This is a genomic window from uncultured Castellaniella sp. (genome assembly GCF_937988725.1).
In the GTDB taxonomy this organism is placed as follows: domain Bacteria; phylum Pseudomonadota; class Gammaproteobacteria; order Burkholderiales; family Burkholderiaceae_B; genus Castellaniella.
Map to the genome: position 1 here is coordinate 331,555 of NZ_CALKHS010000004.1, position 25,550 is coordinate 357,104.

Sequence of the window (25,550 nt, forward strand, 5' to 3'; positions counted from 1 at the left end):
GGATCACCCATGAGCTGGGATTTTGCATTGCTGCTGTTTGTCGCCCTGGTCGTGACCGGACTGGTCTGGCTGCTCGACCGGGTCCGTTTGCGCGGCCGGCGCCGGGAACGGGCCGAGGCCGCCGCCCAGGCCTGCCGCAACAACGCGGCCGGCCTGGACCCGGCCGCCCTGCAGGCTGAATGCCAGCAGGCCTATGAACGCGCCTTCCAGGCCCCGTGGTGGATCGAATACTGCGTCAGCTTCTTTCCGGTGATCCTGTTCGTGTTCGTGCTGCGGTCCTTCGTGGTCGAACCCTTCCGCATCCCGTCGGGCTCCATGCTGCCGACGCTGGAAAACGGCGACCTGATCCTGGTGAACAAATTCCAGTACGGCATCCGCCTGCCGGTCATCGACCGCAAGATCATCGACGTCGGCTCGCCCAGCCGGGGCGACGTGGTGGTGTTCCGCTACCCGGTGGATCCGTCCGTGGACTACATCAAGCGCGTGGTGGGGGTGCCGGGCGACGTCATCGAATACCGCGACAAGACCCTGTTCATCAACGGGCAGCAGGTGCGGCGCGAGCGCGACGGCGATTATTTCGAGCCCGACCGCGCCGTGTACGTGGGCCAATACCGCGAACAGCTGGGGCAGGTCTCGCACCGCATCCTGCTGAACGTCAACGCGCCCCAGGATTTCATGCCGATCACGCGCTTTCCGGATTTCAAGGCCTGTGCCTACCAGGATGGCGGCGTGCGCTGCACGGTGCCGGCCGGCCATTACTTCATGATGGGCGATAATCGCGACAACAGCCTGGACAGCCGCTACTGGGGCTTCGTGCCCGATCGCAACATCGTCGGGCGGGCGTTCTTCGTCTGGATGAATTTCAGTTCGCCCAGCCGGATCGGCGGGTTCCGCTGATGGCCGGGCTCGACGCGCTGCAGGCGGCGCTGGATTACCGCTACCGTGATCAGGCTCTGCTGGAGCAGGCCCTGACGCACCGCAGCCACGGCATGCCGCACAACGAGCGCCTGGAGTTCCTGGGGGACTCGGTGCTGAATTTCGTCGTCTCGGCGCTGCTGTTCACCGAGCACGCGGAAATGGACGAAGGCGACCTGTCGCGCGTGCGGGCGAACCTGGTCAAGCAGTCGGCCCTGGCCGACATCGCGCAGAAGCTGTCCCTGTCCACCTATCTGCGCCTGGGCGAGGGCGAGCTGAAGAGCGGCGGCTTCCGGCGCCCGTCCATCCTGGCCGACGCCCTCGAAGCCATTTTCGGCGCCCTGCTGCTCGACGGCGGGTATGATCAGGTCAGCCGGGTCATCGAACGGCTGTACCGCCCCATCCTGTCGCACATCGACGTGCGCACGTTCGGCAAGGACCCCAAGACCCTGCTGCAGGAGATCATGCAGGGGCGCGGGCTGGACCTGCCGCACTACGAGGTCGTCTCCACCCGGGGGGCGGCGCATAATCAGACCTTCGACGTGGTGTGCTCGGTGGCGCAGCTCGACATCCAGGTCCAGGCCTCGGGCAGCAGCCGGCGGGCGGCTGAACAGGCCGCCGCGGGCCAGGTCATCGCGGCGGTGGAGGCGCTGGGGCCGGCGCGCCGCTCGGGGCGCCGCCACCGCAAATCCGCCCAGCTGTCCCTTCCGGTGGCGGTTTCCCAGGAAAAGACATGAATGATGACGCCCTGAATCCATCGCCCGACGCGGGCGCCGCCGGCGGACCGCCCAGCCGCTGCGGCTTCGTCGCCCTGGTGGGGCGGCCCAACGTCGGCAAGTCGACGCTGGGCAACGCCCTGATCGGCGCCAAATTGTCCATCGTGTCGCGCAAGGCGCAGACCACCCGCCACCGCATCCACGGGGTGCTGACCCGGGATGCGGACCAGTTCGTCTTCGTCGACACCCCCGGTTTCCAGACCCGCCACGGCGGGACCATGAACCGCATGATGAACCGGGTCGTCACCCAGGCGCTGGCCGAGGTCGACGTCGTGGTGCACGTCGTCGAGGCCGGCAAGTGGTCGGCGGGCGACGCGGCCGTGGTGCCGCTGCTGCCCCGCCAGCGGCCCGTGATCCTGGCCGTCAACAAGATCGACGCTCTGAAGGACAAGAACGCCCTGTTCGCCTACGTGGCGCGCCTGAGCCAGGAATTCCCCTACGCGGCGGTCGTGCCCGTCAGCGCCGCGCGTTCGGTGCAGCTGGACGTGCTGGTGGGCGAGATCGCCCAGTACCTGCCCGAAGGCGAACACCTTTTCGACGCCGACACCTTCACCGACCGGCCGGTCCGCTTCCTGGCGGCCGAGCTGATCCGGGAAAAGATCTTCCGCCTGGTGGGCGACGAGCTCCCCTATGGCTGCACCGTGGTGATCGAGCAGTGGGAAGAGGATGACAGCGGGGCGCGGGTCTCCGCCTGCGTCGTCATCGAGCGCGACAGCCACCGGCCGATCCTGCTGGGGTCGGGGGGGCAGCACATGAAGCGCATCGCCACCGAAGCCCGCCAGGACATGGTCAAGCTGCTCGACAAGCCGGTGTTCCTCGACGTCTACGTCAAGACCCGCAAGGGCTGGTCCGGACGCGAGGCCACCCTGCGGGAACTGGGATATGACTAGACGCGGCTTGCGCATCCAGGATGCGCAAGGCTATGTGCTGCATGCCAGCCCATGGCGGGAAACCTCGCTGATCGTCCAGTGCTTCACCCGAGACCACGGCTGCGTCGCGCTGGCGGCGAAAGGCGCCAAGCGCCCGTATTCCGCGCTGCGGCCGGTGCTGGTCGCGTTCCAGCCGCTGTGGCTGTCGTGGTCGGGGTCGGCCGAAGTCCATACCCTGACGCGCGCGGAATCCGGTCCCGTGCGCCTTCTGAACGGCCGGGCCATGATGTCGGCCTGGTATCTGAACGAATTGGTCCTGCGCCTGCTGGCCCGCGAAGACCCGCATCCCGGCGTCTATGACGCCTACGAAGCGGCGCTGGACGCCCTGGCCGATCCCCAGGCCCGTTCGCATGCCGGCGCCCTGCGGCGCTTCGAATGGCTGCTGCTGGAACAGGCGGGCTACGGCGTGGACGAACCCATGCCCGATTTCGCCGACGCGGGCGCTGAGCCGGGCCTGCGCCAGGCCCTGCGGGAACGTCTGGACCTGTTGCTGGAAGCGCCTTTGCGCACGCGCCAGGTGCTGATGGATCTGCAGCGCTACTGACTCTTTTTCGGAACCGTCCCCATGAAGCATGGCATCGTCCTGTCGGTCGCTTCCTCGGCCCTGTTCGCCACCATGTATTTCTATGCGACGCTGATGCAGCCCTTCGATGGCGACATCGTGTTCGCCTGGCGCATCCTGATGGGTCTGCCGATGATGGCCCTGGTGGTCCATCGGGCGCGGGGCTGGGGCGCCTTGCGCGCCACGGCCCGGCGGTTCTCGCACGGCCGGTTCCTGGCGGCGATGGCCTTGTGTTCCGTGCTCCTGGGGGTCCAGCTCTGGCTGTTCGTCTGGGCGCCCCTGCACGGCTATGCCCTGGACGTGTCCATGGGGTATTTCCTGCTGCCGCTGGTGATGGTGCTGGCCGGCCGGCTGGTCTATGGCGAGCGGCTCAGCCGTTGGCAGGCCTGGGCGGTGGCGTTCGCGCTGCTGGGAGTCGGCCACGAATGGTGGCGGCTGGGGACGGTGTCGTGGGCGACCGCCCTGGTGGCGCTGGGCTATCCGCCGTATTTCATGCTGCGGCGCCGCCTGCAGGTGGATGCGCTGAGCAGCCTGTGGTTCGACATGCTGTTCCTGCTGCCCGTCGCGATCCTGGTCTTGCAGTCCCAGGCGACCGAAGCCGCCCGCATTTTCCAGGCCCATCCGCGCCTGCTGCTGCAGGTGCCGTTGCTGGGGCTGCTGAGCGCCGTCTCGCTGTCCATGTATCTGGCGGCCAGCCGGCTGCTGCCCATGGGTCTGTTCGGCCTGCTCAGCTACGTGGAGCCGGTGCTGCTGTTCTGGGTGGCGTTCCTGCTGATGGGCGAGCCGGTGGCTCCGGCCCAGTGGCTGACCTACGGGCCGATCTGGCTGGCCGTCCTCCTGATCGCCGCCGAGGGCGTGAAGAAGCTGCCCCCGCGCGGCGCAGGCTGACGCCTGCTTGTCGTGCGTCTCCAAGGCAAAAAAATGGCGGGCCGAAAGGCCCGCCATGGTGTCCGTCGCCGGGACCGGGGATCAGTCGCGGTTGCCGCCCAGGACGCCCAGCAGCATCAGCAGGTTGGTGAAGATGTTGTACAGGTCCAGGTAGACCGCCAGCGTGGCGCTGATGTAGTTCGTTTCGCCGCCCTGGACCACGCGCTGCAGGTCGACCAGCAGGAAGGCGGAAAAGATGCCGATGGCCAGCACCGACAGGGTCAGCATCAGGGCCGGGATCTGCAGGAAGATGTTGGCCACCATGGCCACGATCAGCAGCACCACGCCCACGAACAGGAATTTCTGCAGGTGGGTGAAGTCGCGCTTGGTGGTGGTGGCCACCGTGGCCATGGCGCCGAACACGGCCGCCGTGCCGCCGAAGGCCAGCATGATCAGCTGCGCGCCGTTGCCCATGCCCAGGACGAAGCTGAGCAGGTTGGACAGCATCACCCCCATGAAGAACGTGAAGCCCAGCAGCAGGGCCACGCCCAGCGAGGAGTTCTTGTTGCGTTCGATCATGAACATCAGGCCGAAGGCCCCGACCAGGAAGACCAGGGTGCTGATGCCGGGGTTGGCGGCCATGGCCTGGCCCGTGCCGAAATGCAGGCCGACGGCCGCGCCCAGCACGGTGGGGATCAGGGACAGCGCCAGCAGCCAGTAGGTGTTGCGCAGCACGCGGTTGCGCGCCGTGACCGACGCGTCATAGGCGCCGGCGCGAGGTAGGGTATTGCGAAAGTCGGACATGGTGGTTTCCTGTCGTGCGTCTGATCAGTCTAACGCTGATAGCATGGTTGATGCAGTAATCTTACATTAAGCTGAACGAAATCGTCCAGATCGTCATGGCTTGGACCGGTTCAGGATTCCCAAGTTCCCGCCGACAGCTGATGACCTCGCACGTCGTGGCCCGCGTCCCGGTACTGCGCCCAGCGGCTGCGGGCGGCTTCCCGGTCGGCTTCGTGCCCGGACACGATTTCCAGGATGCGGGCGAACTGGCCGGCATCCGGCGGGCAGGCGAGATCCAGGTTCAGCAGCCAGCCGGTGGCCGGCGCCGCCGCCAGGGCCTGGGCATCGGCCACCAGGATGACGTCGGCCTGGTCCGCCAGGGGGTCGTGCGCGTAGGCGTGGGGGATGAAGCTGGCGGGGTCGAAATCCCAGAGCAGCCCGTCGAAGCGCCGCAGGCGCCGGGGATCGGTGCAGTAGACCAGCAGGCGGTGGCCCGCCTGCACATGGCGGGCCGTGGTGCGGCAGGCCGCCCGCAGGCGGTGGGCGGCGCCATAGGCGAAATCCACGCGGCTCATGCGCCGCATTGCCCCAGCAGATACTGCGTCAGCAGGGGCACCGGGCGGCCGGTGGCGCCTTTCTGCTTGCCTTCCAGCCAGGCGGTGCCGGCGATGTCCAGGTGCGCCCAGCGGTATTTGCCGGTGAAGCGCGACAGGAAGCAGGCGGCGGTGATGGCTCCGGCCGGGCGTCCGCCGATGTTGGCCATGTCGGCGAAGTTCGATTTCAGCTGATCCTGGTAGGCGTCTTCCAGGGGCATGCGCCAGGCGGGGTCCTGGGCCTGGCGGCTCGCCGCCAGCAGTTCGCCGGCCAGGACGTCGTCCTGGGTGAACAGGCCGCTGTTGACGTGGCCCAGGGCGATGACGCAGGCGCCGGTCAGGGTGGCCACGTCGACGACGGCGGCCGGCTTGAAGCGTTCGGCGTAGGTCAGGGCGTCGCACAGGATCAGGCGGCCTTCGGCGTCGGTGTTCAGGACCTCGATGGTCTGGCCCGACATGCTGGTGATGATGTCGCCCGGCTTGACGGCCGAGCCGCTGGGCAGGTTCTCGCAGCTGGGCACGATGCCGATGACTTCGCGCGGCAGGTCGAGTTCGGCCACGGCGCGCATCGTGCCCAGGACGCTGGCCGCGCCGCACATGTCGAACTTCATTTCGTCCATGGCCGGACCGGGCTTCAGGGAGATTCCGCCGGCATCGAACGTGATGCCCTTGCCGACCAGCACGATCGGGGCGGCCTTGCGGGCCGCGGGCTTGCTGGGCGTGTGGCGCAGCACGATGAAGGCCGGCGGTTCGACCGATCCCTTCGCCACGGACAGGAAGGAACCCATCTTCAGGGCTTCGATCTTCTTCCGGTCCAGGACTTCGGCCTTCAGGGTCTTGAACTGCTTGGCCAGGCCCCGGGCGGTCTGGCCCAGGTAGGTGGGGGTGCAGACATTGGGCGGCAGGTCGCCCAGCAGGCGGGCCAGGTTGACGCCGGCGCCGATGGCCGCGCCTTGTTCCAGGCCGGTCTTGGCCTGGGCGGCCTTGGACCGGGGCAGGTGCAGGGTGAAGCTGCGCAGCTTGACGGCGGGCTTGGCCCGGCTGAATGTCTGATCGTAGCGGTAGGTCGCTGCGGCGACCAGGCGGGCCGCCGTGCGCGCGCAGTCCGTCGGGGATGCGTCGCCGGCGTTCAGGGCGCACAGCGTGGAGACCGCCGTGCCGACGCCCGCGCTCACGCAGTAGCCCGCGAATGCCTGGTGCGCCTTGGCCAGGATGGCCGCCGTCAGGCTGTCCTGGCGGCCCAGGCCGAGTAGAATGACCCGGTCGGCGGTGATGCCGGCCGGCGCGTGCAAGGTCAGGCAGCTGCCGGGGGCGGCATCGAATTCCGACTGGACGACGGCGCGGATCGCACCGCCGGATGCCTGGTCCAGCGCGTCGGCGGCGGGGCTCAGGATGCCGTCCTGGAAAACGCCGATGGCCAGCGCCTGGGCTTTCAATGTGTGCAGAGAGGTCGCGGTGCTTGTGCTAAATTCCATTCGTCTTTCCTTTGATCCAGCAGCTTTCGGGGTGTGTGCGGCCAGTCTGCCGACCACCGCCTTTGTTCAGGATTGATGGTTCATTATTCCGCATTTTCCCATGTCATTGTTCAAGCGCGCCGTCTTTTCCGAGATCACCAGCCATGCCGGCATCGTGTTCTCCACTTTATTGGTGGTCTGGCTCAGCGTGCTGATCGTGCGTCTGCTGGGCGAAGCCGCCAATGGCGACATCGGCGCCAACGTCGTGCTGGGGCTGGCGGCCTTTTCCAGCATCACGGCATTGCCGGTCATTCTGTCGGTGGCCCTGTTCGTGGCGGTGCTGACGACCATCACGCGCAGCTACCGTGAATCGGAAATGCCCGTCTGGTTCGCCAGCGGCCTGTCGCTGGCCGACTGGCTGCGTCCGGTCATGATGTTCGCCTTGCCGGTCGCCGCCGTGGTGGCGGTGCTGACGCTGTCGGCATCGCCCTGGGCGTACGGGCAGATCGCCGAATACCGCCAGCGCTTCGAGCAGCGGTCCGATCTGTCCAAGGTCACGGCGGGCCAGTTCATCGAGACCGACGACGGGCAGCGGGTGTTCTTCGCCGAGTCGCCCTCGCGTCCCGAGGACGAACTGGGCCGCGTCGTGGCGCGCATCATCGAACCCGACTGGCTGAGCGTCGTCACCGCAGACAGCGCCGCCATCCGCACGGAGGCCAACGGCGACCGCTTCCTGGTGCTGGGGCCGGGACACCGCTATGACCTGAAGCCGGGCACTCCCGAATTGCGGCTGCTGGATTTCCAGCGGTATGGCGTGCGGATCGAAAGCCGCACGGATCCCGGGGCGCTGGAAGCCGCCCGCCAGAAGGCGCTGCAGGAAATCAAGGCGCGCCCGACGCTGGATCTGCTGGTGCGCGGGGATAACGAATCCCTGTCCCAGCTGATGTGGCGCCTGGCCCTGCCGATCGCCGTGCTGAATCTGGCGCTGATCGCTCTGCCGCTGGGCGCGGTCAATCCGCGCCTGGGGCGTTCCGGCGACCTGCTGCTCGCCGGGCTGCTGGCGCTGCTCTACATGAACCTGATCAATCTGTCGCGCGGCTGGATCAGCAACGGGGTGCTGTCGTTCGGGCTGGGGGTCTGGCTGGTCCATGGCCTGTTCCTGGCCCTGGGGCTGGGGCTGCTGTGGCGGCGCATCCGCATGCCCAGGCCGCGCGGCCGGGCGGCGGCGCCCGCCGCCGGCTGATCCGGCGCGGGGCGCTTCATGCCGCGGGCGCGTCCGTCCCGTAGGATGGCGCCCAGTCCTCGGCGGGCGTGCGCAGGGTGCGGCTGCCGCCTTGCAGCAGTTCGCGGTTCAGGTCGATGGCATGCTTCAGATAGTCCCATAGGGCCATGACGCGCCGCGTCTGGCGCAGGTCTTCGTGGCAGTACATCCAGAAGCTGCGGGTGACGTGGATGTCGTGCGGCAGGACCGGCGCCAGACGCGTGTCCTGCGCCGCCAGGAAGCACGGCAGGATCGCCAGGGCCTGGCCGCCCAGGGCCGCCTGGTACTGGGCCAGCACGCTGGTGCTGCGGAACACGACGTTCGCCGCCGGCGCCAGGTCGTCCAGATAGCGCAGGCGGTCGCTGAACAGCAGTTCGTCCACGTAACCGATGAAGCGGTGCCGTTCCAGGTCGTGCCGGTGGCGGATGGGCGGCTGGCGATCCAGGTATTCCCGCGTGCCGTACAGCTGCAGGACGTAGTCCCCGAGCTTGGTGCACAGATAGGGGCCGCGCTGGGGGCGTTCCAGGGCGATGGCGATGTCGGCCTCGCGCTTGGACAGGCTGATGTAGCGCGGCACCGGCATGATGTCCAGGGTCATGCCGGGATGGCGGCGCTGGAAGTCGATCATCAGCGGCGTCAGGATGGTGCTGCCGAAGCCTTCGGTCGAGCCGATGCGCAGGTGGCCGGAAGGCCCCTGGGCGGCTCCCGACAGGGCCTCGCGGGCGGCGAGCAGGGCGCTTTCCACCTGTTCGGCGTAGGCGAAGAAACGCTGGCCTTCTTCCGTCAGGGTGAAGCCGCTGGCGCGGGATTTCTCGAACAGCGTGATGCCCAGGTCCAGTTCCAGGCTCCGGATGCGCCGCGTGACGGTGCTGTGCCGCACCCCCAGCCGCTGGGCGGCGGCGCTGGCCCGCTGCGTGCGGGCGACTTCCAGAAAGTAGCGGATGGCATCCCAGTCGCTCATGGCTTGTGCAAATATCGTCAACCAATGTGCAAATATTTTCATGGTAATAAGTTTTTTACACAACTACACTGGGGCATGACATGAGGCGGCGCGCCGCGAGTGTCCTCTTCGGATCGACCGAACAGGGCGCGGGCAGCCCGTCCACAGGAATCCACCCGATTTCAACAAGGAGACTTGCATGAGCGATATTCCACGCGTCCCGTTACTGATCGACGGGAAACTGGTCCAGTCCGAAACCAAGGAATGGCGGGACATCATCAATCCGGCCACCCAGGAAGTGGTGGCGCGGGTGCCTTTCGCCACGCCGGCCGAGGTCGAACGCGCCATCGCCAATTCGAAGGAAGCGTTCAAGACCTGGCGCAACGTCAGCCAGGCCAAGCGCCGTCAGATCATGACCGACCTGGCCCGCCTGCTGCGGGAGAACACCGGCAAGATCGCGGAAGTCCTGTCCCGCGAACACGGCAAGACCATCCCCGACGCCGAGGGCGAGGTCGCCCGCGGGCTCGAAGGCGTGGAACACGCGGTCTCGGCCAATGTGCTGCAGCTGGGCGATTACGCCGAAAACGCCGCCACCGGCATCGACGTCTACAACATCCTGCAGCCGCTGGGCGTCTGCGCCGGCATCACGGCCTTCAATTTCCCGGTGATGCTGCCCTGCTGGATGTTCCCGATCGCCGTCACCATGGGCAATACCTTCGTCTACAAGCCGTCCGAACAGGACCCGACCGCCTCGCTGATGGTGGCGCAGCTGGCCCTGGAAGCCGGCCTGCCCCCGGGGGTGCTGAACGTCGTGCACGGCGGCCCGGACGTGGCCAACACCCTGTGCGACCACCCGGACATCAAGGCCGTGTCCTTCATCGGCTCCACGCGGGTGGGCACGGAAATCTACCGCCGCTCGTCCAATGCCGGCAAACGCTGCCAGGCCATGATGGGGGCCAAGAATCACAGCATCATCATGCCCGATGCCGATCGCGAGGCCGCCCTGAATTCCATGCTGGGCGCCGCCTTCGGCGCCGCCGGCGAACGCTGCATGGCGATTTCCGTGCTGGTGCTGGTCGGCGAGGCGCAGAAATGGCTGCCGGACTTCGTCGAGCGGGCCAGGAAGCTGAAGGTCAACATCGGCACCGACCGCCAGGCGGACCTGGGCCCCCTGATTTCGCCCGCCGCCAAGAAGCGGGTCGAAGGCTTCATCCAGAAGGGCGTGGACGAAGGCGCCGAACTGGTGCTCGACGGGCGCGGGATCAAGGTCCCGGGCTACGAGCAGGGCAATTTCGTCGGCCCCACCGTGTTCAGCAAGGTCAAGGCCGGCATGAGCATCTACGAAGAGGAGATCTTCGGGCCGGTGCTGTCCGTGGTCCTGGTCGACACCCTGGAAGAAGCCGTCGAGTTCGTCAACGCCAACCCCAACGGCAACGGCACGTCGATCTTCACACAGGATGGCGGGCATGCCCGGTATTTCCAGAACAACATCGACGTCGGCCAAGTGGGCATCAACATCCCCATCCCGGTGCCGGTGGCCTGGTTCAGCTTCACGGGCTCGCGCGCATCGAAGCTCGGCGACCTGGGTCCCAACGGCCGCCAGTCCATCTATTTCTGGACGCAGACCAAGACCATCACGGCCCGCTGGCAGGCGCATCCCACGGATGTGAACACCACCATCGCCATGCGGTGAGGCCGGCGGATCGCCGGATGTGAAAAGCAGGGCGCCGGCGCGGTTCCAGGACCGTCCGGCGCCCTGCGGCGTCTCTGCTCCGCAGACTAAACAAATAACAAAAAATCATATAAAAGGCGTTTCATATTCCATATAATGGCTTTTCCTATAGGGCCATGGCATATGAACCTTCAGCAATTCCGTTTTGTCCGCGAAACCATCCGCCGCAACTTCAATCTGACTGAAGCCGCCCGGGCGCTGTATACCTCGCAGCCTGGGGTGTCGAAGGCCATCATCGAATTCGAGGACGAGCTGGGCATCAAGATCTTCGAACGCCATGGAAAGCGCCTGAAGGGCCTGACCAAGCCGGGGCAGGCCGTGTCCACGGTCATCGACCGCATCATGCGCGAAGTGGACAATCTGAAGAAAGTCAGCGATGAATTCGCCCAGCGCGACGAAGGCGCCCTGGTGATCGCCTGCACGCACACACAGGCCCGCTATCTGCTGCCGCGCGTGATTCCGGCCTTCCGGGCGCAGTTCCCGAAGGTGCACGTCTCGCTGGCCGAGGGCAATCCCGAACACCTGGCCCGTCTGGTGCTGCACGAGCAGGCCGATCTGGCCATCGCCACCGAGACCCTGGCCGATACGCCGGGCCTGGTGGCCCTGCCGGTATATTCGTGGGAACACACGCTGGTGGTGCCGCCCGACCACCCCCTGACCAGCCTGACGTCCAGCGCGGCCCGCAACCTGTCGCTGGAACATCTGGCCCAGTACCCCATCGTCACCTACGACCGGGCTTTCTCGGGGCGCCGCGCCATCGACGCCGCCTTCGAGCAGGCGGGCATCACGCCCGACATCGTGCTGGAAGCCATCGACGCCGACGTGGTCAAGACATACGCGGACATCGGCCTGGGCATCGGCATCATCGCCGGCGTGGCCTTCGACCCGCGACGCGACAAAGGCCTGGTGGGGCTGCCGGCGGGCCATCTGTTCGGCAAGCACACCACCAGCGTCGCCATCAAGCGCGGCGTCTTCCTGCGCGATTACGTGTACGTGCTGATGGAGATGCTGGCCTCGGAACTGACCCGGGACCGGGTGTCCGAGGCCATCTCCCAGCCGGCTCCGGTCGTGCGCGAAGTCGCCTGAGCGGCGGGGCGCTACACGCCCAGATAGGCGCGCTTCAGTTCCGGATCCTCGATCAGCTCGCGGGCCGGGCCTTCCTGCACGATGTTGCCGGTTTCCAGCACGTAGGCGCGGTCGGCCGCCGCCAGGGCCAGGTGGATGTCCTGCTCGACCAGCAGCACCGTGACCCCCTGGTCGCGGATGGCCGACAGGCTGTCCATCAGCTGGTCGACGATGATGGGCGCCAGGCCCAGACTCATTTCATCCACCAGCAGCAGCCGCGGGCGCGCCATCAGGGCGCGGGCCATGGCGCACATCTGCTGTTCGCCGCCCGACATGCTGCCGGCCAGCTGGCGCCGCCGCTCGGCCATGCGCGGGAACTGGGCGTATACCTGTTCCAGATCGGCGCGGATGGCCGCCGTGTCCGAGCGCCGGTACGCGCCCATCAGCAGATTGTCCTGCACCGACATGCGGGGAAAGAGCTGGCGGCCTTCCGGAACCTGGACGATCCCCTGGCGGAAGATCTGATCGGGCGTGCTGCCCTGGATGTCCGAGCCGGCCCAGCTGATGCGGCCCGACTGGCTGGGCAGCAGGCCGGACAGGACCCGCAGCAGCGTGGTCTTGCCCGCGCCGTTGCTGCCGACCAGGGCCAGGAATTCGGCCTCGCGCACTTCCAGGTTGATGTCGTGCAGCACCTGCACCAGGCCGTAGCCGGCCGACAGATCGTGGATCCGCAGCAGCGGCGTGCGTGTCGAAGGGGTGGAGCTCATGTGCGTTTCTTTCCCAGGTAGGCTTCGACCACGCGCGGGTCGCTCAGGACGCTGTCGGGCGCGCCGTCGGCGATCTTTTCGCCGTGGTGCAGCACCATGATGCGGTCCGACAGATTGCGGATGGCCTTGATCACGTGCTCGATGACGATGATGCTGATGCCGGTGTCGCGCACTTTGCGGATGATGTCGATGACTTCGTCGATTTCCACCAGGTTCAGGCCGGCCATGACTTCGTCGCACAGCAGCACGCGCGGCTGCATGGCCAGGGCCTTGGCCAGTTCCAGGCGCTTGCGGTCCGGCCCGCCCAGGTCTTCGGCCCGCTGGTCCACGTGCTTGCCCAGGCCCACGAACTGCAGGCATTCGCGGGCGCTGTCGCGGGCCCTGGCCAGTTTCGCTTCGCCGCGGCCGCGCCCGAACAGGGCGCCGACGGCGACATTGTCCAGCACCGACAGACCCGGAAACGGCTGCATGATCTGGAACGTGCGCCCGATCCCCAGGCGCGCCCGCCGGAAGGCGGCCATGCGATCGATGCGCCGCCCGTCGAACCAGACTTCGCCTTCGGTGGGATTCAGCGTGCCGCTGAGCAGGCTGATGAGCGTGGTCTTGCCCGCGCCGTTGGGGCCGATGAAGCCCAGTATTTCGCCGGGCGCCAGGGAAAAGCTGACGTCATGGACCGCTACCAGCCCCGAGAAACGGCGCGTGAGCTGTCGGGCTTCCAGGATCGGGCTCATATGCGGTTCGTCCGGATGTTGTCGATGAAATAGCGCCATCCCAGGCGGTGGAAGCGCCGCACCACGTCGGCCAGCCCGCGCGGCATCAGCACGACGGCGACGACGATGACGATGCCGAAGAACAGGCCCGCGATGCTGGTGACTTCGCTGGACAGCAGCTCGGAGATGGCCGACAGGATGAAGGATCCGACGATCGGCCCCAGGATCGTGCCGGGGCCGCCGAACACCGCCATGATGATCATCTTGACGTTCAGCGTGATGTCGAACGCGCTGCCCGGATCCAGGAAGGTGATCCAGTAGGCCTGGATGCCGCCGGCCAGGGCGCTGAACACCCCGGCCAGGGCGAAGGCCAGGACCTTGTAGCGCGTGGTGTCCACGCCCATGACGACGGCGCCTTCCTCGTTCTCGCGGATGGCGATCAGGCCGAAGCCGAAACGGCTGCGCGTCAGCCACCAGACCGTCAGGGTGGCGGCCACCAGCAGGATGAGCGACAGTTCGTAGAACAGGCGGTCGTCGTTCAGCGGCGGCAGCACCAGGCCGATGTTCTGCCCGGCCAGGGGCACGTTGGAGACGATGGCGGCCATGATCTGCGCCAGGGCCAGGGTGGCGATAGCGAAATAATGGCCTTTCAGGCGCAGCACCGGGATGCCCAGCAGCAGGGCGAAGACCACGGCCAGCGCCACGCCGAAGGCCATGCCCACGGCGAAGGGCAGCTGCCACTGCACCATGGCGATGCCCACGCCGTAGGCGCCCAGGCCGTAGAACACGGAATTGCCGAAGGACGGGTAGCCGGTGTAGCCGCCGATGATGTTCCAGCCCTGCGCCAGCACGGCCAGCAGCAGGGTGCTGATGCCGAACTGGATCAGAGTGTCGGAACCATACCAGGGCAGCAGGGCCAGGGCGATCAGCGCCGCGACGATCAGGAGGGGACGCCAGGTTTTCATGCGGTTCTCCCCAGCAGGCCGGTGGGCCGCACGATCAGCACCAGGACCAGCACGCCGAAGCTGGCGACGTCCGCGTAGGTGGGGCCGATATACAGCGTGGCCAGGGACTCGATCAGGCCCAGGATCAGGCCGCCGGCGATCACGCCCAGCGGCGTGTCCAGGCCGCCGATGATGGCGATGGCGAAGGATTTGGCCGTCAGGGTGGCGCCGATGTAGGGGTTGATCTGCGAGACCGTGCCGTACAGGCCGCCGGCCGCGCCGGCCAGCGCCAGGCCCAGGCCGAAGGTGACGGCGTAAAGATGGCGCGGCTCGACGCCATACAAGCGCGCCGCGGACAGGTTCTGCGCCGTGGCCCGGATGGCCCGGCCAAGCCGGGTTCGCAGCAGGAAATACCACATGATCAGGGTCAGGGCGATGGCCATGATGCAGGCCGCCAGCCGCACCAGCGGGATGGTGAGGCCCGCCAGGGTGATGTTCTGGCCGGAATAGGAAGGATTGATGGTGCGGAAGTCAGCGGAGAACACCAGCTGGGCGAGGTAGGTCAGCACGACTTCCAGGCCGAAGGTGATCAGCAGCGTGTTGAACATGGGCGAGCGCACGATCAGGTTCAGGATGCCGCGCTGGACGGCGTAGCCCACGAAGAACATCAGGACCGCCGTCAGCGGCAGTCCCAGGAAAGGGTCCAGGTGCAGCCATTGGAAGCTGTACCAGGAAATGTAGGCGCCCAGCATGATGAAGGCGCCATGCGACAGGTTGACGATATTGAGCACCCCCCAGACCAGGGCCAGGCCGAGCGCCACGATGGCGTACAGCCCGCCCTGCAGGATGCCGTTGATGAGGACTTGCAGCAGAAGGTCCAAGGCGGGTGCTCCGGGGATTCAGGAGGGATCAGCGCTTCGACCAGTCGGGCATGGGGTATTTCGGCTGGGTCATGAACTTGTCCCCGTCGAACACCGCCACCGGCTTGCCGTTCTGCACCTGGATCACGGTCTGATCCAGGTGGATCTGGCCGTTGTCGGCGAACTTGATGTGGCCGTACAGGCTGTTGAAATCGCTGGCGGCCAGCGCGCCGCGGACGGCCTTCGGATCCAGCGAGCCCGCTTTCTCGATGGCCTTGACCAGCGCTTCGACGTCGGCGACGCCCGATGCCGCGTGATAGTCCGGCTCATAGCGGTATTGCGCGCCCCAGGATTTGGCGAACTGGGCGGCGTCGCCGAACCAGTCGTCCTTCAGGGTCTCGCTGGGCAGCCAGGCCGTCATGCCGAAGGCATATTCGGCATCCTTGCCCAGGGCCTTGCGGAAGTCCTCGCTGGGCACGCCCACGGTGAAGGAATAGAACTTCGGCGAAACGTCCAGGCTCTTGGCCTGGCGGATGAAGTTCAGGATCTCGGTTTCGTGGCCCGCGACCAGCACGGCGTCCGCCTGCTTGGATTTGATCTGCGAGAGCAGGGTGTTGAAGTCGCTGGCGTTGGAACTGTAGCGCTCGTCCAGCACGGTGTCGGCGCCCGCGTCCTTCAGCAGCGGCCGGGTGCCCTTGGCGACGGACACATCGAAGGAGTCATCCGCGTACAGCAGGGCGACCTTGGCGGGGGCGGGCTTCAGCTGCTTGAACATCTTGATCGTGCTGCCGAAATAGTCGCTGGCCGGCGCCAGGGTGCCGAAGACGTACTTGAAGCCCCGCGAGAAGATCTGGTCGGAGGCGCCGCCGCCCTGGACCATGGGGATCTGGTATTTTTCCGAGACGGCCGAGTCGGCCAGGGCGAAGTTGCTGGCGAACGGTCCCAACAGGAAGTTGACCTTGTCCTGGGACACCAGCTGCGTGTATTGGCGCACGCTCAGGTTGACGTCGGACTGGTTGTCGTAGATTTTCAGGGCCAGAGTGTATTTCTTGCCGCCGACCGTGACGCCGCCCTTGCGGTTGATCTGGTCGACGGCCAGCTTGTAGGCGTCGTTGTAGTACCGGCCGGTGTTGGCCACCGGGCCCGTCAGCTGGACGGATGCGCCCAGCAGAATCTGGTCGTCCGCCGCCTGGCTGGCGCCGCTGGCCAGACCCAGGGCCAGCGCGACGGCCGCGCAGGGCAGGGCGTGCCGAAATAGCGTATGCATGGAACAGTCTCCTAAGGGGTTGTTTTGCGTTCCATTGTGCGCTTTGTAACGTAACAATCCTCTGAACGAGCGCTGACGCCTGGCTGAAACAGACCGGAACATGTCCGCAAATAGAGGGCAAACCCTGGCGGCGGGGCCGATCGGCCGCGCGAGTTTGCGTCACATGAAAATTGCATTCATGAATAAGAATGATTATTATTTATGTTCATGGGGAGAGGCCGATTTCTTCCCGTTCCATTTCCAGGAGCCACTTTCATGGCGCAATCTCAAGTCAGTGCATTGATCGTCGGCGCGGACCGGCTGGGCAACATCCCGGATCTGCTGCGTGACCACAATATCGCCATCCGGCATCACATCAGCGGCCGGGATCCTTCTCATCAGAAAAAAGCGCCGGCCCTGCCGACGGGTACGGATCTGGTGATCCTGCTGACGGATTTCCTGGGGCATAACGTCATGAAGACGTTCCGGGCGGCGGCCCAGCGGGCCGGAGTGCGCGTGCTGACCTGCCGGCGGTCGGTCTGCAGCATGCAGCAGGCCCTGGACCAGTGCGGCTATTGCAAGGCATGTCCCTTGCGGGCGGATGCCGGAACGGCGGCATCGGTCGGGGTGCGTCTGAACTGAGTGCGCCGGCTGGCGGGCGGCCCTGCCTGCGGCAGGGGACGCCGTCAGCGCTGGGCGGTCTGGGGCTGGGGTTTCAGGCGGCGGGCGCCGTTGTAGCGCTTGCGCCAGTAGGCCATGTCCATGCTTTCGACGCGGATGGCGGCGCCGGTGCGCGGCGCGTGCACGAACTGGTGGTTGCCCAGATAGATGCCGACGTGTGAAAAGCGGCGGCCCAGGGTATTGAAAAACACCAGGTCGCCCCGGCGCAGTTCGCTGCGGTCGATCGAGATGCCTTCCTGGGCCTGGCTGCTGGCGGTGCGGGGCAGTTTCAAGCCCAGGGATTTCTCGGCCGCGTAGGCCACCAGGCCGCTGCAATCGAAACCTTCGCCCGGAGCGTCCCCGCCGTAGCGGTATTTGACACCCAGGAACTTCAGGGCCGTGGCGGCCATGGTCTTGGGGATCTGATTGGAGGGGGCGTCGGACTGCGGGTAGTCGATGGCCAGCTGGTCTTTGCTGTCCAGCCAGGCGCCGAGGGGATCGGACTGGGTGCTGAGCAGGTAGCTGTCGCGCAGCAGGTGATTGGAATTGGCATCCGCCGTCTGGCGGGGCTGGGTGGCGCATCCCGCCAGGGCCACCGCGCTGGCGCACAGAACCAGCTTCAAGAGACGCGCCACGAATGGCGTGGGCTGAAAGGAGAGTGCGCGGGCGGAATGTGGCGGTGGCATGGGTGCTTGAATTCTGTCTTCGGCGTGCGGTCCGGGAAGACCAGTGAACGCCTGGCGGTTGAAAAAAGTCGCCCACCCTGCGGGGCAACCGTCCGATTCTAAAGGATCGTGCGCGTGGGGTAAAGCTGTGCATGTAACCAGTCTGTGTTTCCGCCCAGTGCGGGGCGCCCGGCGTCTCGCGGGCGGACATCGGGCGGGCCGCTAGTCCAGGCGGGCGTCCAGCCAGCCCCGCAGGGCGTTCGAGACCCGCAGGGCGGGCGCTGCGCGCAGATCGTTCAGGCTCAGGTCCGCTTCGCGGACCAGGCCCTGGTCCAGCAGCCATTGGCGCTGCACGCCGGGCAGCAGGCCGCCGTCCGCCGGCGGCGTCAGCCAGCGGCCTTGAAGGTCGCGGACATAGAGATTGCAGCGGCTGCCTTCGCACAGGCGGCCCGATGCGTCGCCGAACACCAGGTCGAAGTGGTCGGGGCGGGCCTGCAGCCAGTCCTGCGCGGCGGCGAACCAGGGGCGGTGGGTGGTCTTGTGCCGCCGCCAGAAGGCATCCGGAAAGCGGGCGTCCGTCGGAGTCGGGACGGGGCGTCCGGCCGCGGCGTCCGTGGACGGGCCACGCAGCACGTCCGCGGCGATGGCCAGGCGGACCGGGACCGGGGTGTCCGGCAGCGGCGCCGCCGTCAGGGAGATTCCGCCGTCGGCCGCCAGCAGCAATCGTAGGCGCCAGGCGGTTCCGGGGCCGTCCGGCGGCGCATCCCGGGTGGCGGCGCGGATGCCCTCCGACACCCGGGCGTCGAGCGCGGCCGGGTCCAGGGGATAGGCCAGCGCGGCGGCCGAGGCCAGCAGCCGCGCCCGGTGGCCGGGCCACAGCGCGACCCGGCCCTGTTCCAGGCGCATGGTCTCAATCAGGGAGGGGGGCGTCGTCATGCAGGGTCCAGCGGTTCAGGATTCTGGCCTTCCACAGGCATTCCTGCCATTCTTCCTCGGCCTTGGAATCGGAGACGATACCACCGCCGACGCCGAAGCGGGCCTGGCCGTCGCGCACCTCGATGGTCCGGATGGCGACGTTCAGGGAAAAGTCGCCGCTGGGCGCCAGCCAGCCCACGCTGCCGCAGTAGATTCCCCGGCGCCGGTCTTCCAGCGCCCGGATGGCCCGCATGGCGGCGATCTTCGGGGCGCCCGTCACCGATCCGCAAGGAAACAGGGCCTGCAGCACCCGGGACAGGGGCGCGTCGGGCGCCTCGGCCTGCACCGAGGAGGTCAGGGTCCAGACGGAGGGATAGCCTTCCAGGCTGAAGAGGGCCGGCACGCGGACGGTGCCCGGCGTGGCGATGCGTCCCAGATCGTTGCGCAGCAGATCGACGATCATCAGGTTCTCGGCGCGGTTCTTTTCGCTGCGCAGCAGCGCGTCCGCCGCGTGCCGGTCCATCGCAGGATCGGGGTGGCGGGGCGCCGTGCCCTTCATCGGCCGGGTCAGCAGGCGGCTGCCCTGGCGCGCGACGAACAGCTCGGGCGAGAGCGACAGCACCCAACGGTCGCCGTCGCGCAGGCAGGCCGCCTGGGACACGGGATGGCGGGCGATCAGGTCCTGGTAGACCTGCGCGGGTTCCAGCGCGGCGGGCCAGTCCAGTTCCAGGGGGATCGTGTAGTTCACCTGGTAGAAGTCGCCGCGCGCGATGCCGTGGCGGATCGCCGCGATGGCGCGGGCATGCTCGGTCCGGGATCGGCCGCTGCGCAGGCGCGGGCCCTGTGCGGCGGGATGCGGGGATGGGGCCGGCGCCGCGCCGGGCGCCGGCAAGGACGGGCGCCCGGCCGGGTCTCCGGCGGGATCCCATGCGCCTTCTTCATGCGCCCGCGCGTACACCAGCGCGGTCAGCCGGGGCAGGGCGTCCGGGTCCCGGGCGTCCGGGCCGGACAGGCCGGGGGCGTCATCCAGCCATGCCCCCAGCTCGTAATCCAGCATCAGGGCCACCCAGCGGCCGGCCCGCCGGGCGGCTTCGATGGCGTCCCAGGCCGCGGGCAGATCGGCGCGACGGTGGACAGCGATCCGGCCGACCGGGTCGTCCAGGCGCAGCGACCAGCCGCTCAGGCGGTTCTCGAACAGGCAGCCGACGGAGGAATTCATGCCGGGGCGGGCGCCCGCTGCAGGAATTCCGCCAGGATGCGGCCCGTGTGGGTGGGCGTCGCGCACAGCTGTTCCGGACTGCCCTGGGCCACGACCCGGCCGCCCTGGTCGCCGCCTTCCGGACCCAGGTCGATGATCCAGTCGGCTTCGGCCATGACGTCCAGATTGTGTTCGATGACCACGACGGTATGGCCGGCCTCGACCAGCCGGTGCAGCACCCCGATCAGCTTTTCCACGTCGGCGGTGGACAGGCCCACCGTGGGCTCGTCCAGCACGTACAGGGTGTGGGGCGCGCGGGATGCGCGGCCGGTGCGCAGCACGCCCTCGTCCAGGTGGGCCTTGGTCAGTTCCGTGACCAGCTTGATGCGCTGGGCCTCGCCGCCCGACAGCGTGGGGGACGGCTGGCCCAGCGTGAGGTAGCCCAGGCCGACGTCCTGCATCAGCTGCAGGGCGCGGGAGATCTTGCGATGCGCGGCGAAGTGGCCGATGGCGTCGTCGACTTCCATGCGCAGCACGTCGCCGGCGCTGCGGCCGTTCCATTCCACGCCCAGGGTTTCCTGGTTGAAGCGCGCGCCGTGGCAGGCTTCGCAGGGCACTTTGACGTCCGGCAGGAAGCTCATCTCGATGGTGCGCATGCCCTGGCCCTCGCATTCCGGGCAGCGGCCGTCGCCGGTGTTGAAGGAAAAGCGCGAGCCCGTCCAGCCTCGCAGGCGCGATTCGCGCGTGCTGGCGTAGAGTTTGCGGATGTCGTCCCAGAAGCCGACGTAGGTGGCCGGGCAGGATCGGGGCGTCTTGCCGATGGGCGTCTGGTCGACTTCCAGCACCCGGTCGACGGCCTCCCAGCCGCGGATGTCGCGGCAGCCCTGCCAGGGGACGGACAGGCGGCTGTTCACCCGGCGGCTGAGATTGTCCAGCAGCACCTCGCGGGCCAGCGTGGATTTGCCCGAGCCGGATACCCCCGTCACGACCGTCAGGCGGCCCAGCGGGACGCGCGCCCGGGCCTGATGCAGGTTGTGCAGGCTGGCATCGATGATCTCGATGGCCGGCGTCCGGTCGTCCACGGTCCGCCGGCCGTTCATGGGGTGGCGCAGCGGTTCGCGCAGGTAGCGGCCGGTCAGCGACGCCGGATGGCGGGCGATGTCGGCCACCGTGCCCTGGGCGACCACCATGCCGCCGCGGGTCCCGGCGCCGGGACCGATGTCGATCACGTGCTCGGCGCGGCGGATGGTGTCCTCGTCGTGTTCGACGACGACCAGCGTGTTGCCGTTGCCTTCCAGACGGCCCAGGGCGTCCAGCAGGATGCGGTTGTCGCGCGGATGCAGGCCGATGGTGGGCTCGTCCAGCACATAGCACACGCCCTGCAGGTTCGATCCCAGCTGGGCCGCGAGGCGGATGCGCTGGGCCTCGCCGCCCGACAGCGTGGGGGCGGCCCGGTCCAGGGCCAAGTAGCCCAGCCCCACGTCCATCATGAAGTTCAGGCGGCCGCGGATTTCCGTCAGGATGTCGCGGGCGATCTCGGCCTCGCGCCCCTGCGTGCCCAGGCCCAGGAAGAAGCGCTGGGCGTCGCTGACGGGCAGGGCGGCCAGTTCGGCGATGGAACGGTCGTGCCAGCGGAAGGCCAGCGCCACGCGGTTGAGCCGCTGGCCATGGCATTGCGGGCAGACCGACAGCACGTCGTCCGGCCCGCTTTCCAGCCAGGCGGACTCCTCGCCCGTCTGTTCTTCCGTGAAACCCGCCAGGGACAGGCCGGTGCCGAAGCACCCAGGGCACCAGCCGTGGCGCGAGTTGTAGGAAAACAGGCGCGGGTCGGGTTCGGGGAAGCTGGTGCCGCAGTTCGGGCAGGCCCGCTTGATGGAGAAGGTCTGCAGCAGCGGTTGCGGGGCCAGGCCCGCCGCGCGGCGGGCCTCGATCGTGGCGGGGCCGGCGGCCGTCAGCCCGGTCAGGACGCGGAAGCTGCCGTGACCCAGCGCCAGCGCCGCGCGCACGGCATCCCGCAGCCCGGCCTCGTCGCGGACGTCCACGATCAGGTCGCGCACCGGCAGTTCGATGGTGTGTTCCTGGTAGCGGTCCAGGCGCGGCCAGGGGGCGACCGGAATGAATTCGCCGTCCACGCGCAGGTGGGTGTGCCCGTGCGAGGCCGCCCATTTCGCCAGGTCCGTGTAATAGCCTTTGCGGGCCACGACCAGCGGGGCCAGCAGCCCGATGTGCTCGCCGGCGTGGTCGCGCAGCAGCTGGGCGACGATCTGCTCGGGTGTCTGGGGCGCCACCGGCACCTGGCAGTCCGGACACATCTGCGTGCCCAGGCGCACGTACAGCAGGCGCAGGAAGTGGTGGATTTCCGTCATGGTCGCCACGGTGGACTTGCGTCCGCCCCGGCTGGTGCGCTGTTCGATGGCCACGGTCGGCGGGATGCCGTAGATGGCGTCCACGTCGGGCTTGCCGGCCGGCTGCACGATGGCGCGGGCGTAGGCGTTCAGGGATTCCAGATAGCGGCGCTGTCCCTCGTTGAACAGGATGTCGAAGGCCAGCGTGGATTTGCCCGAGCCGGACACCCCCGTGACCACGGTGAAGGCGTTGCGCGGGATGTGGACCTCGATGCCCTTCAGGTTGTGTTCGCGGGCGTTGACGATGTGGATGTCGGCGCTGGCGGACGCGGCCGGCGGCCGAGGCGCGGGTTCCTGCAGCAGCAGCGCCGGGCTGTCCAGCTGGCGGGCATAGTCGGCCAGGGCCTGGCCGGTGTGGGATTCGACCTGCCGCATCAGCTGCTCGGGCGAGCCCTGCGCCATGATGCGGCCGCCCTGGTCGCCGCCTTCCGGCCCCAGGTCGACGATCCAGTCCGCCGCGCGGATCACGTCCAGGTTGTGCTCGATGATCAGCAGCGAATGGCCGGCGGCCAGCAACTTGCGGAAGGCCCGCATCAGCCGGGCGATGTCGTCGAAGTGCAGGCCGGTGGTCGGCTCGTCGAACAGCAGCAGGCTGCCTTTGAGCATCCCCTGGGGCGCGCGGGATTTGGCGGCTTGCGCCAGATGCCCGGCCAGTTTCAGGCGCTGGGCCTCGCCCCCCGACAAGGTGGGCACGGGCTGGCCCAGGCGCACGTATTCCAGGCCCACGTCGACCAGCGGCGCCAGGCCCCATTGCACGTCGCGCAGGCCCTTGAAGAAGTCCGCGGCCTCGCTGATCGTCATGTCCAGGACTTCGTCGATGGACGCGGTGCGGCCCAGGTGTTCGATGCGCACTTCCAGGATCTGCGGGCGGAAGCGGCGGCCGTTGCAATCCGGGCAGCGCAGGTAGACGTCCGACAGGAACTGCATTTCGACGTGCTCGAAGCCGGTGCCGCCGCAGCCCGGGCAGCGCCCGTCGCCGGTGTTGAAGCTGAAGGTGCCGGCGGTGTAGCCGCGTTCCTGGGACAGCGGGGCCGCCGCGAACAGCTTGCGGATGGCGTCGAAGGCGCCGACGTAGCTGGCCGGGTTGGACCGCGCGGTCTTGCCGATGGGCGTCTGGTCCACCAGGACGACGTCGGCGATCTGCTCGGCGCCCAGCAGGGCGTCGTGTTCCCCGGGCGCCTCGGTCGGCCGGCCCATGCGCTTGAGCAGCGCCGGATACAGCACGTCCTGCACCAGCGTGGATTTGCCGGACCCGGAGACCCCGGTCAGGCAGACCAGCCGCCCCAGCGGCAGGGAAAAGTCGATGCCCTTCAGATTGTTGGCCCGCACGCCTTGCAGCAACAGGCGCGGAGTCTTGTCCGCCACGGGCATGGGGCGGGGGGCCTCGATGCGCTCCCGGCCGCCGAAATAGCGGCCCGTCAGCGTGTCGGCCGCCGCCAGTTGCGCCGGGGTGCCGTCGAAGACGATGTGTCCGCCGCGCTCGCCCGGGCCGGGGCCGATGTCCAGGATGCGGTCGGCCGCCACCATGACCTGCGGGTCGTGTTCCACCACGACCAGGGTGTTGCCGTGATCGCGCAGCCGCTGCATGACCTGCACGATGCGGTGGATGTCGCGGGGGTGCAGGCCGATGGACGGTTCGTCCAGCACGAACAGCGTGTTGACCAGGGAGGTGCCCAGGGCCGTGGTCAGGTTGATGCGCTGGACCTCGCCGCCCGACAGGGTGCGGCTCTGGCGGTCCAGCGACAGATAGCCCAGGCCGACGTCGCACAGGAAGCGCAGCCGGGTGCGGACTTCGTCCAGCAGTTCGGTCAGGGCCTCGTCCAGGGCCTGGCCCAGCTCGATGTGTTCGAACCAGTCGCGCACGCGCTCGATGGGCAGTCGCATCAGGTCGTGCAGGCCCAGGCCCGGCAGGCTGGCCAGCTGCCGGTCCGTCCAGCGGGCGTGCGCGGGCTTGAAGCGCGGGTAGCCGGGGATGGCATCCGTGTCGCGGCCCAGCCGCCACAGGGTGGCGTCGGCCTTCAGGCGGGCGCCCAGGCACACCGGGCAGGGCGTGTAGCTGCGGTATTTGGACAGCAGCACGCGCACGTGCATGCGATAGGCCTTGGTTTCCAGCCAGTCGAAGAAGCGCTGGATGCCGTACCACTGGTGCTTCCAGGCCGAAGGCCCGCCCTTCCAGTCGGGGGCGCCGTGGATCACCCAGTCTTTCTCCGCCGCCGTCAGGTCGCGCCAGGGGGCGTCCAGGCGGATGCCGATCCGGGCGGCATAGTGCTCCATTTCCTGCTGGCATTCCTTGTAGCTGGCGGTCTGCCAGGGCTTGACGGCGCCGTCGCGCAGGCTGCGCGTCTCATCCGGAATCACCAGGCCGTAATCGATGCCCATGACCCGGCCGAAGCCCTTGCAGGCCTCGCAGGCGCCCAGCGGCGAATTGAACGAGAAGGTGCTGGGCAGCGGGGTGCCGTATTCGATGTCGCACTGGGCGCAGTGCAGCCCGGAACTGAAGCGCCAGGCTTCTTCGCGGTCGTCGAACAGCGCGTAGACCGTCAGCCGGCCGTTGCCCTGGCGCAGGGCGGTCTCCAGGGCCTCGTCGACCCGGGCGGCCTCGGCGTTGCCCAGGCGGAAGCGATCCTGGATGACGTGCAGGCGGCGGGAGATCCCGGCCGCCTTGCCTTTGGCCGCGCGGGAGGCCTTGGCCGCCGGTTCTCCGCTTGCCGGGGCCTGCGCGGCGTCCGCCGCGACCGGCGCGCCGGCGGCCGGCTCGTGCACGCGCGTGTAGCCCTGCTGCTCCAGGAAGCCGCGGACCTCGTCCTCGGTGAAATTGCCCGGCACCGTGATGGGAAAGGTGATCACCAGGCGGGGGTCGGCGGCCGCGCACAGGACGTCCAGCTGCCGCCGAATGCTGGTCGGGTTGTCGCGCATGACCGGGCGGGCGCAGCCGGCGCAGTGCAGGTGGCCGGCGCGGGCGTACAGCAGTTTCAGGTGATCGTTCAGCTCCGTCATGGTGCCGACGGTGCTGCGCGAATTGCGCACGGGATTCACCTGGTCGATGGCGATGGCCGGCAGGATGCCTTCGATGCGGTCCACCTGGGGCTTGTCCATGCGGTCCAGGAACTGGCGGGCGTAGGGCGAGAAGGTTTCGACATAGCGGCGCTGGCCTTCCGCGTAGAGGGTGTCGAAGGCGAGCGACGATTTGCCCGAACCGGAGACGCCGGTCACCACCAGCAGTTCGCCGGTGCGGACGGTGACGTCCAGGTTCTTCAGGTTGTTCTGGCGGGCGCCGAAAATGCGGATGGGTGCGTTCATGGC

Annotated in this window: 22 protein-coding genes; 9 read left to right on the forward strand and 13 right to left on the reverse strand. The window is 68.0% G+C overall.

What is annotated here, in order from left to right; translation table 11 throughout:
- Positions 1-9: 9 nt before the first annotated feature.
- Genes lepB through rarD form a run of 5 tightly spaced genes read left to right on the forward strand, consistent with a single transcriptional unit; the run spans position 10 to position 4,070 of the window.
- Positions 10-897, forward strand: coding sequence for a signal peptidase I (lepB, locus tag Q0263_RS05050; RefSeq protein ID WP_298013930.1), 888 nt, complete (start codon positions 10-12; stop codon positions 895-897).
- Positions 897-1,652, forward strand: coding sequence for a ribonuclease III (rnc, locus tag Q0263_RS05055; protein ID WP_298013932.1), 756 nt, complete (start codon positions 897-899; stop codon positions 1,650-1,652). Before lepB ends, rnc begins: the two co-directional genes overlap by 1 nt.
- Positions 1,649-2,581 (forward strand): GTPase Era, encoded by a 933-nt coding sequence (gene era, locus Q0263_RS05060; protein WP_298013934.1) that lies wholly within the window; start codon positions 1,649-1,651, stop codon positions 2,579-2,581. The genes rnc and era overlap by 4 nt, the downstream gene beginning before the upstream one ends.
- The gene (gene recO / locus Q0263_RS05065) at positions 2,574-3,164 is read left to right on the forward strand and encodes a DNA repair protein RecO (protein ID WP_298013936.1); all 591 of its coding nucleotides are present in this window, start codon (positions 2,574-2,576) and stop codon (positions 3,162-3,164) included. Before era ends, recO begins: the two co-directional genes overlap by 8 nt.
- A 21-nt stretch (positions 3,165-3,185) precedes the next feature.
- Positions 3,186-4,070 (forward strand): EamA family transporter RarD, encoded by an 885-nt coding sequence (gene rarD, locus Q0263_RS05070; protein ID WP_298013938.1) that lies wholly within the window; start codon positions 3,186-3,188, stop codon positions 4,068-4,070.
- Positions 4,071-4,151: 81 nt separating this feature from the next.
- Here the strand turns inward: rarD and Q0263_RS05075 are convergent, their stop codons facing one another.
- The 3 genes from Q0263_RS05075 to Q0263_RS05085 form a co-directional block, all read right to left on the reverse strand.
- Positions 4,152-4,853 (reverse strand): Bax inhibitor-1/YccA family protein, encoded by a 702-nt coding sequence (locus tag Q0263_RS05075; RefSeq protein WP_298013940.1) that lies wholly within the window; start codon positions 4,851-4,853, stop codon positions 4,152-4,154.
- 110 nt (positions 4,854-4,963) lie between these two features.
- On the reverse strand, positions 4,964-5,407 hold the full coding sequence (locus tag Q0263_RS05080) for a DNA polymerase III subunit chi (RefSeq protein WP_298013942.1): 444 nt from the start codon (positions 5,405-5,407) through the stop codon (positions 4,964-4,966).
- Complete coding sequence (locus tag Q0263_RS05085) at positions 5,404-6,900, reverse strand: leucyl aminopeptidase (RefSeq protein ID WP_298013944.1); 1,497 nt, start codon at positions 6,898-6,900, stop codon at positions 5,404-5,406. Before Q0263_RS05085 ends, Q0263_RS05080 begins: the two co-directional genes overlap by 4 nt.
- Positions 6,901-7,000: 100 nt before the next feature.
- Between Q0263_RS05085 and lptF the strand changes: the two genes are divergently transcribed.
- A complete protein-coding gene (gene lptF, locus Q0263_RS05090) occupies positions 7,001-8,122 on the forward strand; it encodes an LPS export ABC transporter permease LptF (protein ID WP_298013946.1) in 1,122 nt (373 codons plus the stop codon).
- Between the two features lie 16 nt (positions 8,123-8,138).
- On the opposite strand, the gene Q0263_RS05095 is transcribed toward lptF, so the two are convergent.
- Positions 8,139-9,101 (reverse strand): LysR family transcriptional regulator, encoded by a 963-nt coding sequence (locus Q0263_RS05095; RefSeq protein WP_298013948.1) that lies wholly within the window; start codon positions 9,099-9,101, stop codon positions 8,139-8,141.
- 178 nt (positions 9,102-9,279) lie between these two features.
- On the opposite strand from Q0263_RS05095, the gene Q0263_RS05100 reads away from it, so the two are divergent.
- Positions 9,280-10,773, forward strand: a complete 1,494-nt coding sequence (locus Q0263_RS05100) for a CoA-acylating methylmalonate-semialdehyde dehydrogenase (protein ID WP_298013951.1) — start codon at positions 9,280-9,282, stop codon at positions 10,771-10,773.
- Between the two features lie 162 nt (positions 10,774-10,935).
- A complete protein-coding gene (locus Q0263_RS05105; RefSeq protein ID WP_298013953.1) occupies positions 10,936-11,898 on the forward strand; it encodes a CysB family HTH-type transcriptional regulator in 963 nt (320 codons plus the stop codon).
- Between the two features lie 11 nt (positions 11,899-11,909).
- On the opposite strand, the gene Q0263_RS05110 is transcribed toward Q0263_RS05105, so the two are convergent.
- From Q0263_RS05110 to Q0263_RS05130, 5 genes are read right to left on the reverse strand one after another with little or no spacing between them, the layout of a single operon-like run.
- Positions 11,910-12,644: an ABC transporter ATP-binding protein gene (locus Q0263_RS05110; RefSeq protein ID WP_298013955.1), complete on the reverse strand. Its 735-nt coding sequence runs from the start codon at positions 12,642-12,644 to the stop codon at positions 11,910-11,912.
- Positions 12,641-13,375 carry an ABC transporter ATP-binding protein gene (locus tag Q0263_RS05115; protein ID WP_298013956.1) on the reverse strand — a complete coding sequence of 245 codons (735 nt, stop codon included), beginning with the start codon at positions 13,373-13,375 and terminating at the stop codon, positions 12,641-12,643. The genes Q0263_RS05110 and Q0263_RS05115 overlap by 4 nt, the downstream gene beginning before the upstream one ends.
- Positions 13,372-14,319 carry a branched-chain amino acid ABC transporter permease gene (locus Q0263_RS05120; RefSeq protein WP_298013958.1) on the reverse strand — a complete coding sequence of 316 codons (948 nt, stop codon included), beginning with the start codon at positions 14,317-14,319 and terminating at the stop codon, positions 13,372-13,374. Before Q0263_RS05120 ends, Q0263_RS05115 begins: the two co-directional genes overlap by 4 nt.
- Complete coding sequence (locus tag Q0263_RS05125; protein WP_298013960.1) at positions 14,316-15,179, reverse strand: branched-chain amino acid ABC transporter permease; 864 nt, start codon at positions 15,177-15,179, stop codon at positions 14,316-14,318. The genes Q0263_RS05120 and Q0263_RS05125 overlap by 4 nt, the downstream gene beginning before the upstream one ends.
- 28 nt (positions 15,180-15,207) lie before the next feature.
- The gene (locus Q0263_RS05130; RefSeq protein WP_298013962.1) at positions 15,208-16,425 is read right to left on the reverse strand and encodes an amino acid ABC transporter substrate-binding protein; all 1,218 of its coding nucleotides are present in this window, start codon (positions 16,423-16,425) and stop codon (positions 15,208-15,210) included.
- Positions 16,426-16,680: 255 nt separating this feature from the next.
- Here Q0263_RS05130 and Q0263_RS05135 point away from each other — a divergent pair, with 255 nt between their 5' ends.
- On the forward strand, positions 16,681-17,046 hold the full coding sequence (locus tag Q0263_RS05135) for a DUF2325 domain-containing protein (RefSeq protein ID WP_298013964.1): 366 nt from the start codon (positions 16,681-16,683) through the stop codon (positions 17,044-17,046).
- Between the two features lie 44 nt (positions 17,047-17,090).
- On the opposite strand, the gene Q0263_RS05140 is transcribed toward Q0263_RS05135, so the two are convergent.
- The 4 genes from Q0263_RS05140 to uvrA form a co-directional block, all read right to left on the reverse strand.
- A complete protein-coding gene (locus Q0263_RS05140; RefSeq protein ID WP_298013966.1) occupies positions 17,091-17,687 on the reverse strand; it encodes a C40 family peptidase in 597 nt (198 codons plus the stop codon).
- A 264-nt stretch (positions 17,688-17,951) separates the two neighbouring features.
- Positions 17,952-18,665 carry an aminotransferase class IV gene (locus Q0263_RS05145; RefSeq protein ID WP_298013968.1) on the reverse strand — a complete coding sequence of 238 codons (714 nt, stop codon included), beginning with the start codon at positions 18,663-18,665 and terminating at the stop codon, positions 17,952-17,954.
- The gene (gene pabB / locus Q0263_RS05150) at positions 18,640-19,863 is read right to left on the reverse strand and encodes an aminodeoxychorismate synthase component I (protein ID WP_298013969.1); all 1,224 of its coding nucleotides are present in this window, start codon (positions 19,861-19,863) and stop codon (positions 18,640-18,642) included. Before pabB ends, Q0263_RS05145 begins: the two co-directional genes overlap by 26 nt.
- Positions 19,860-25,547, reverse strand: coding sequence for an excinuclease ABC subunit UvrA (gene uvrA, locus Q0263_RS05155; RefSeq protein WP_298013971.1), 5,688 nt, complete (start codon positions 25,545-25,547; stop codon positions 19,860-19,862). The genes pabB and uvrA overlap by 4 nt, the downstream gene beginning before the upstream one ends.
- Between the last annotated feature and the right edge of the window lie 3 nt (positions 25,548-25,550).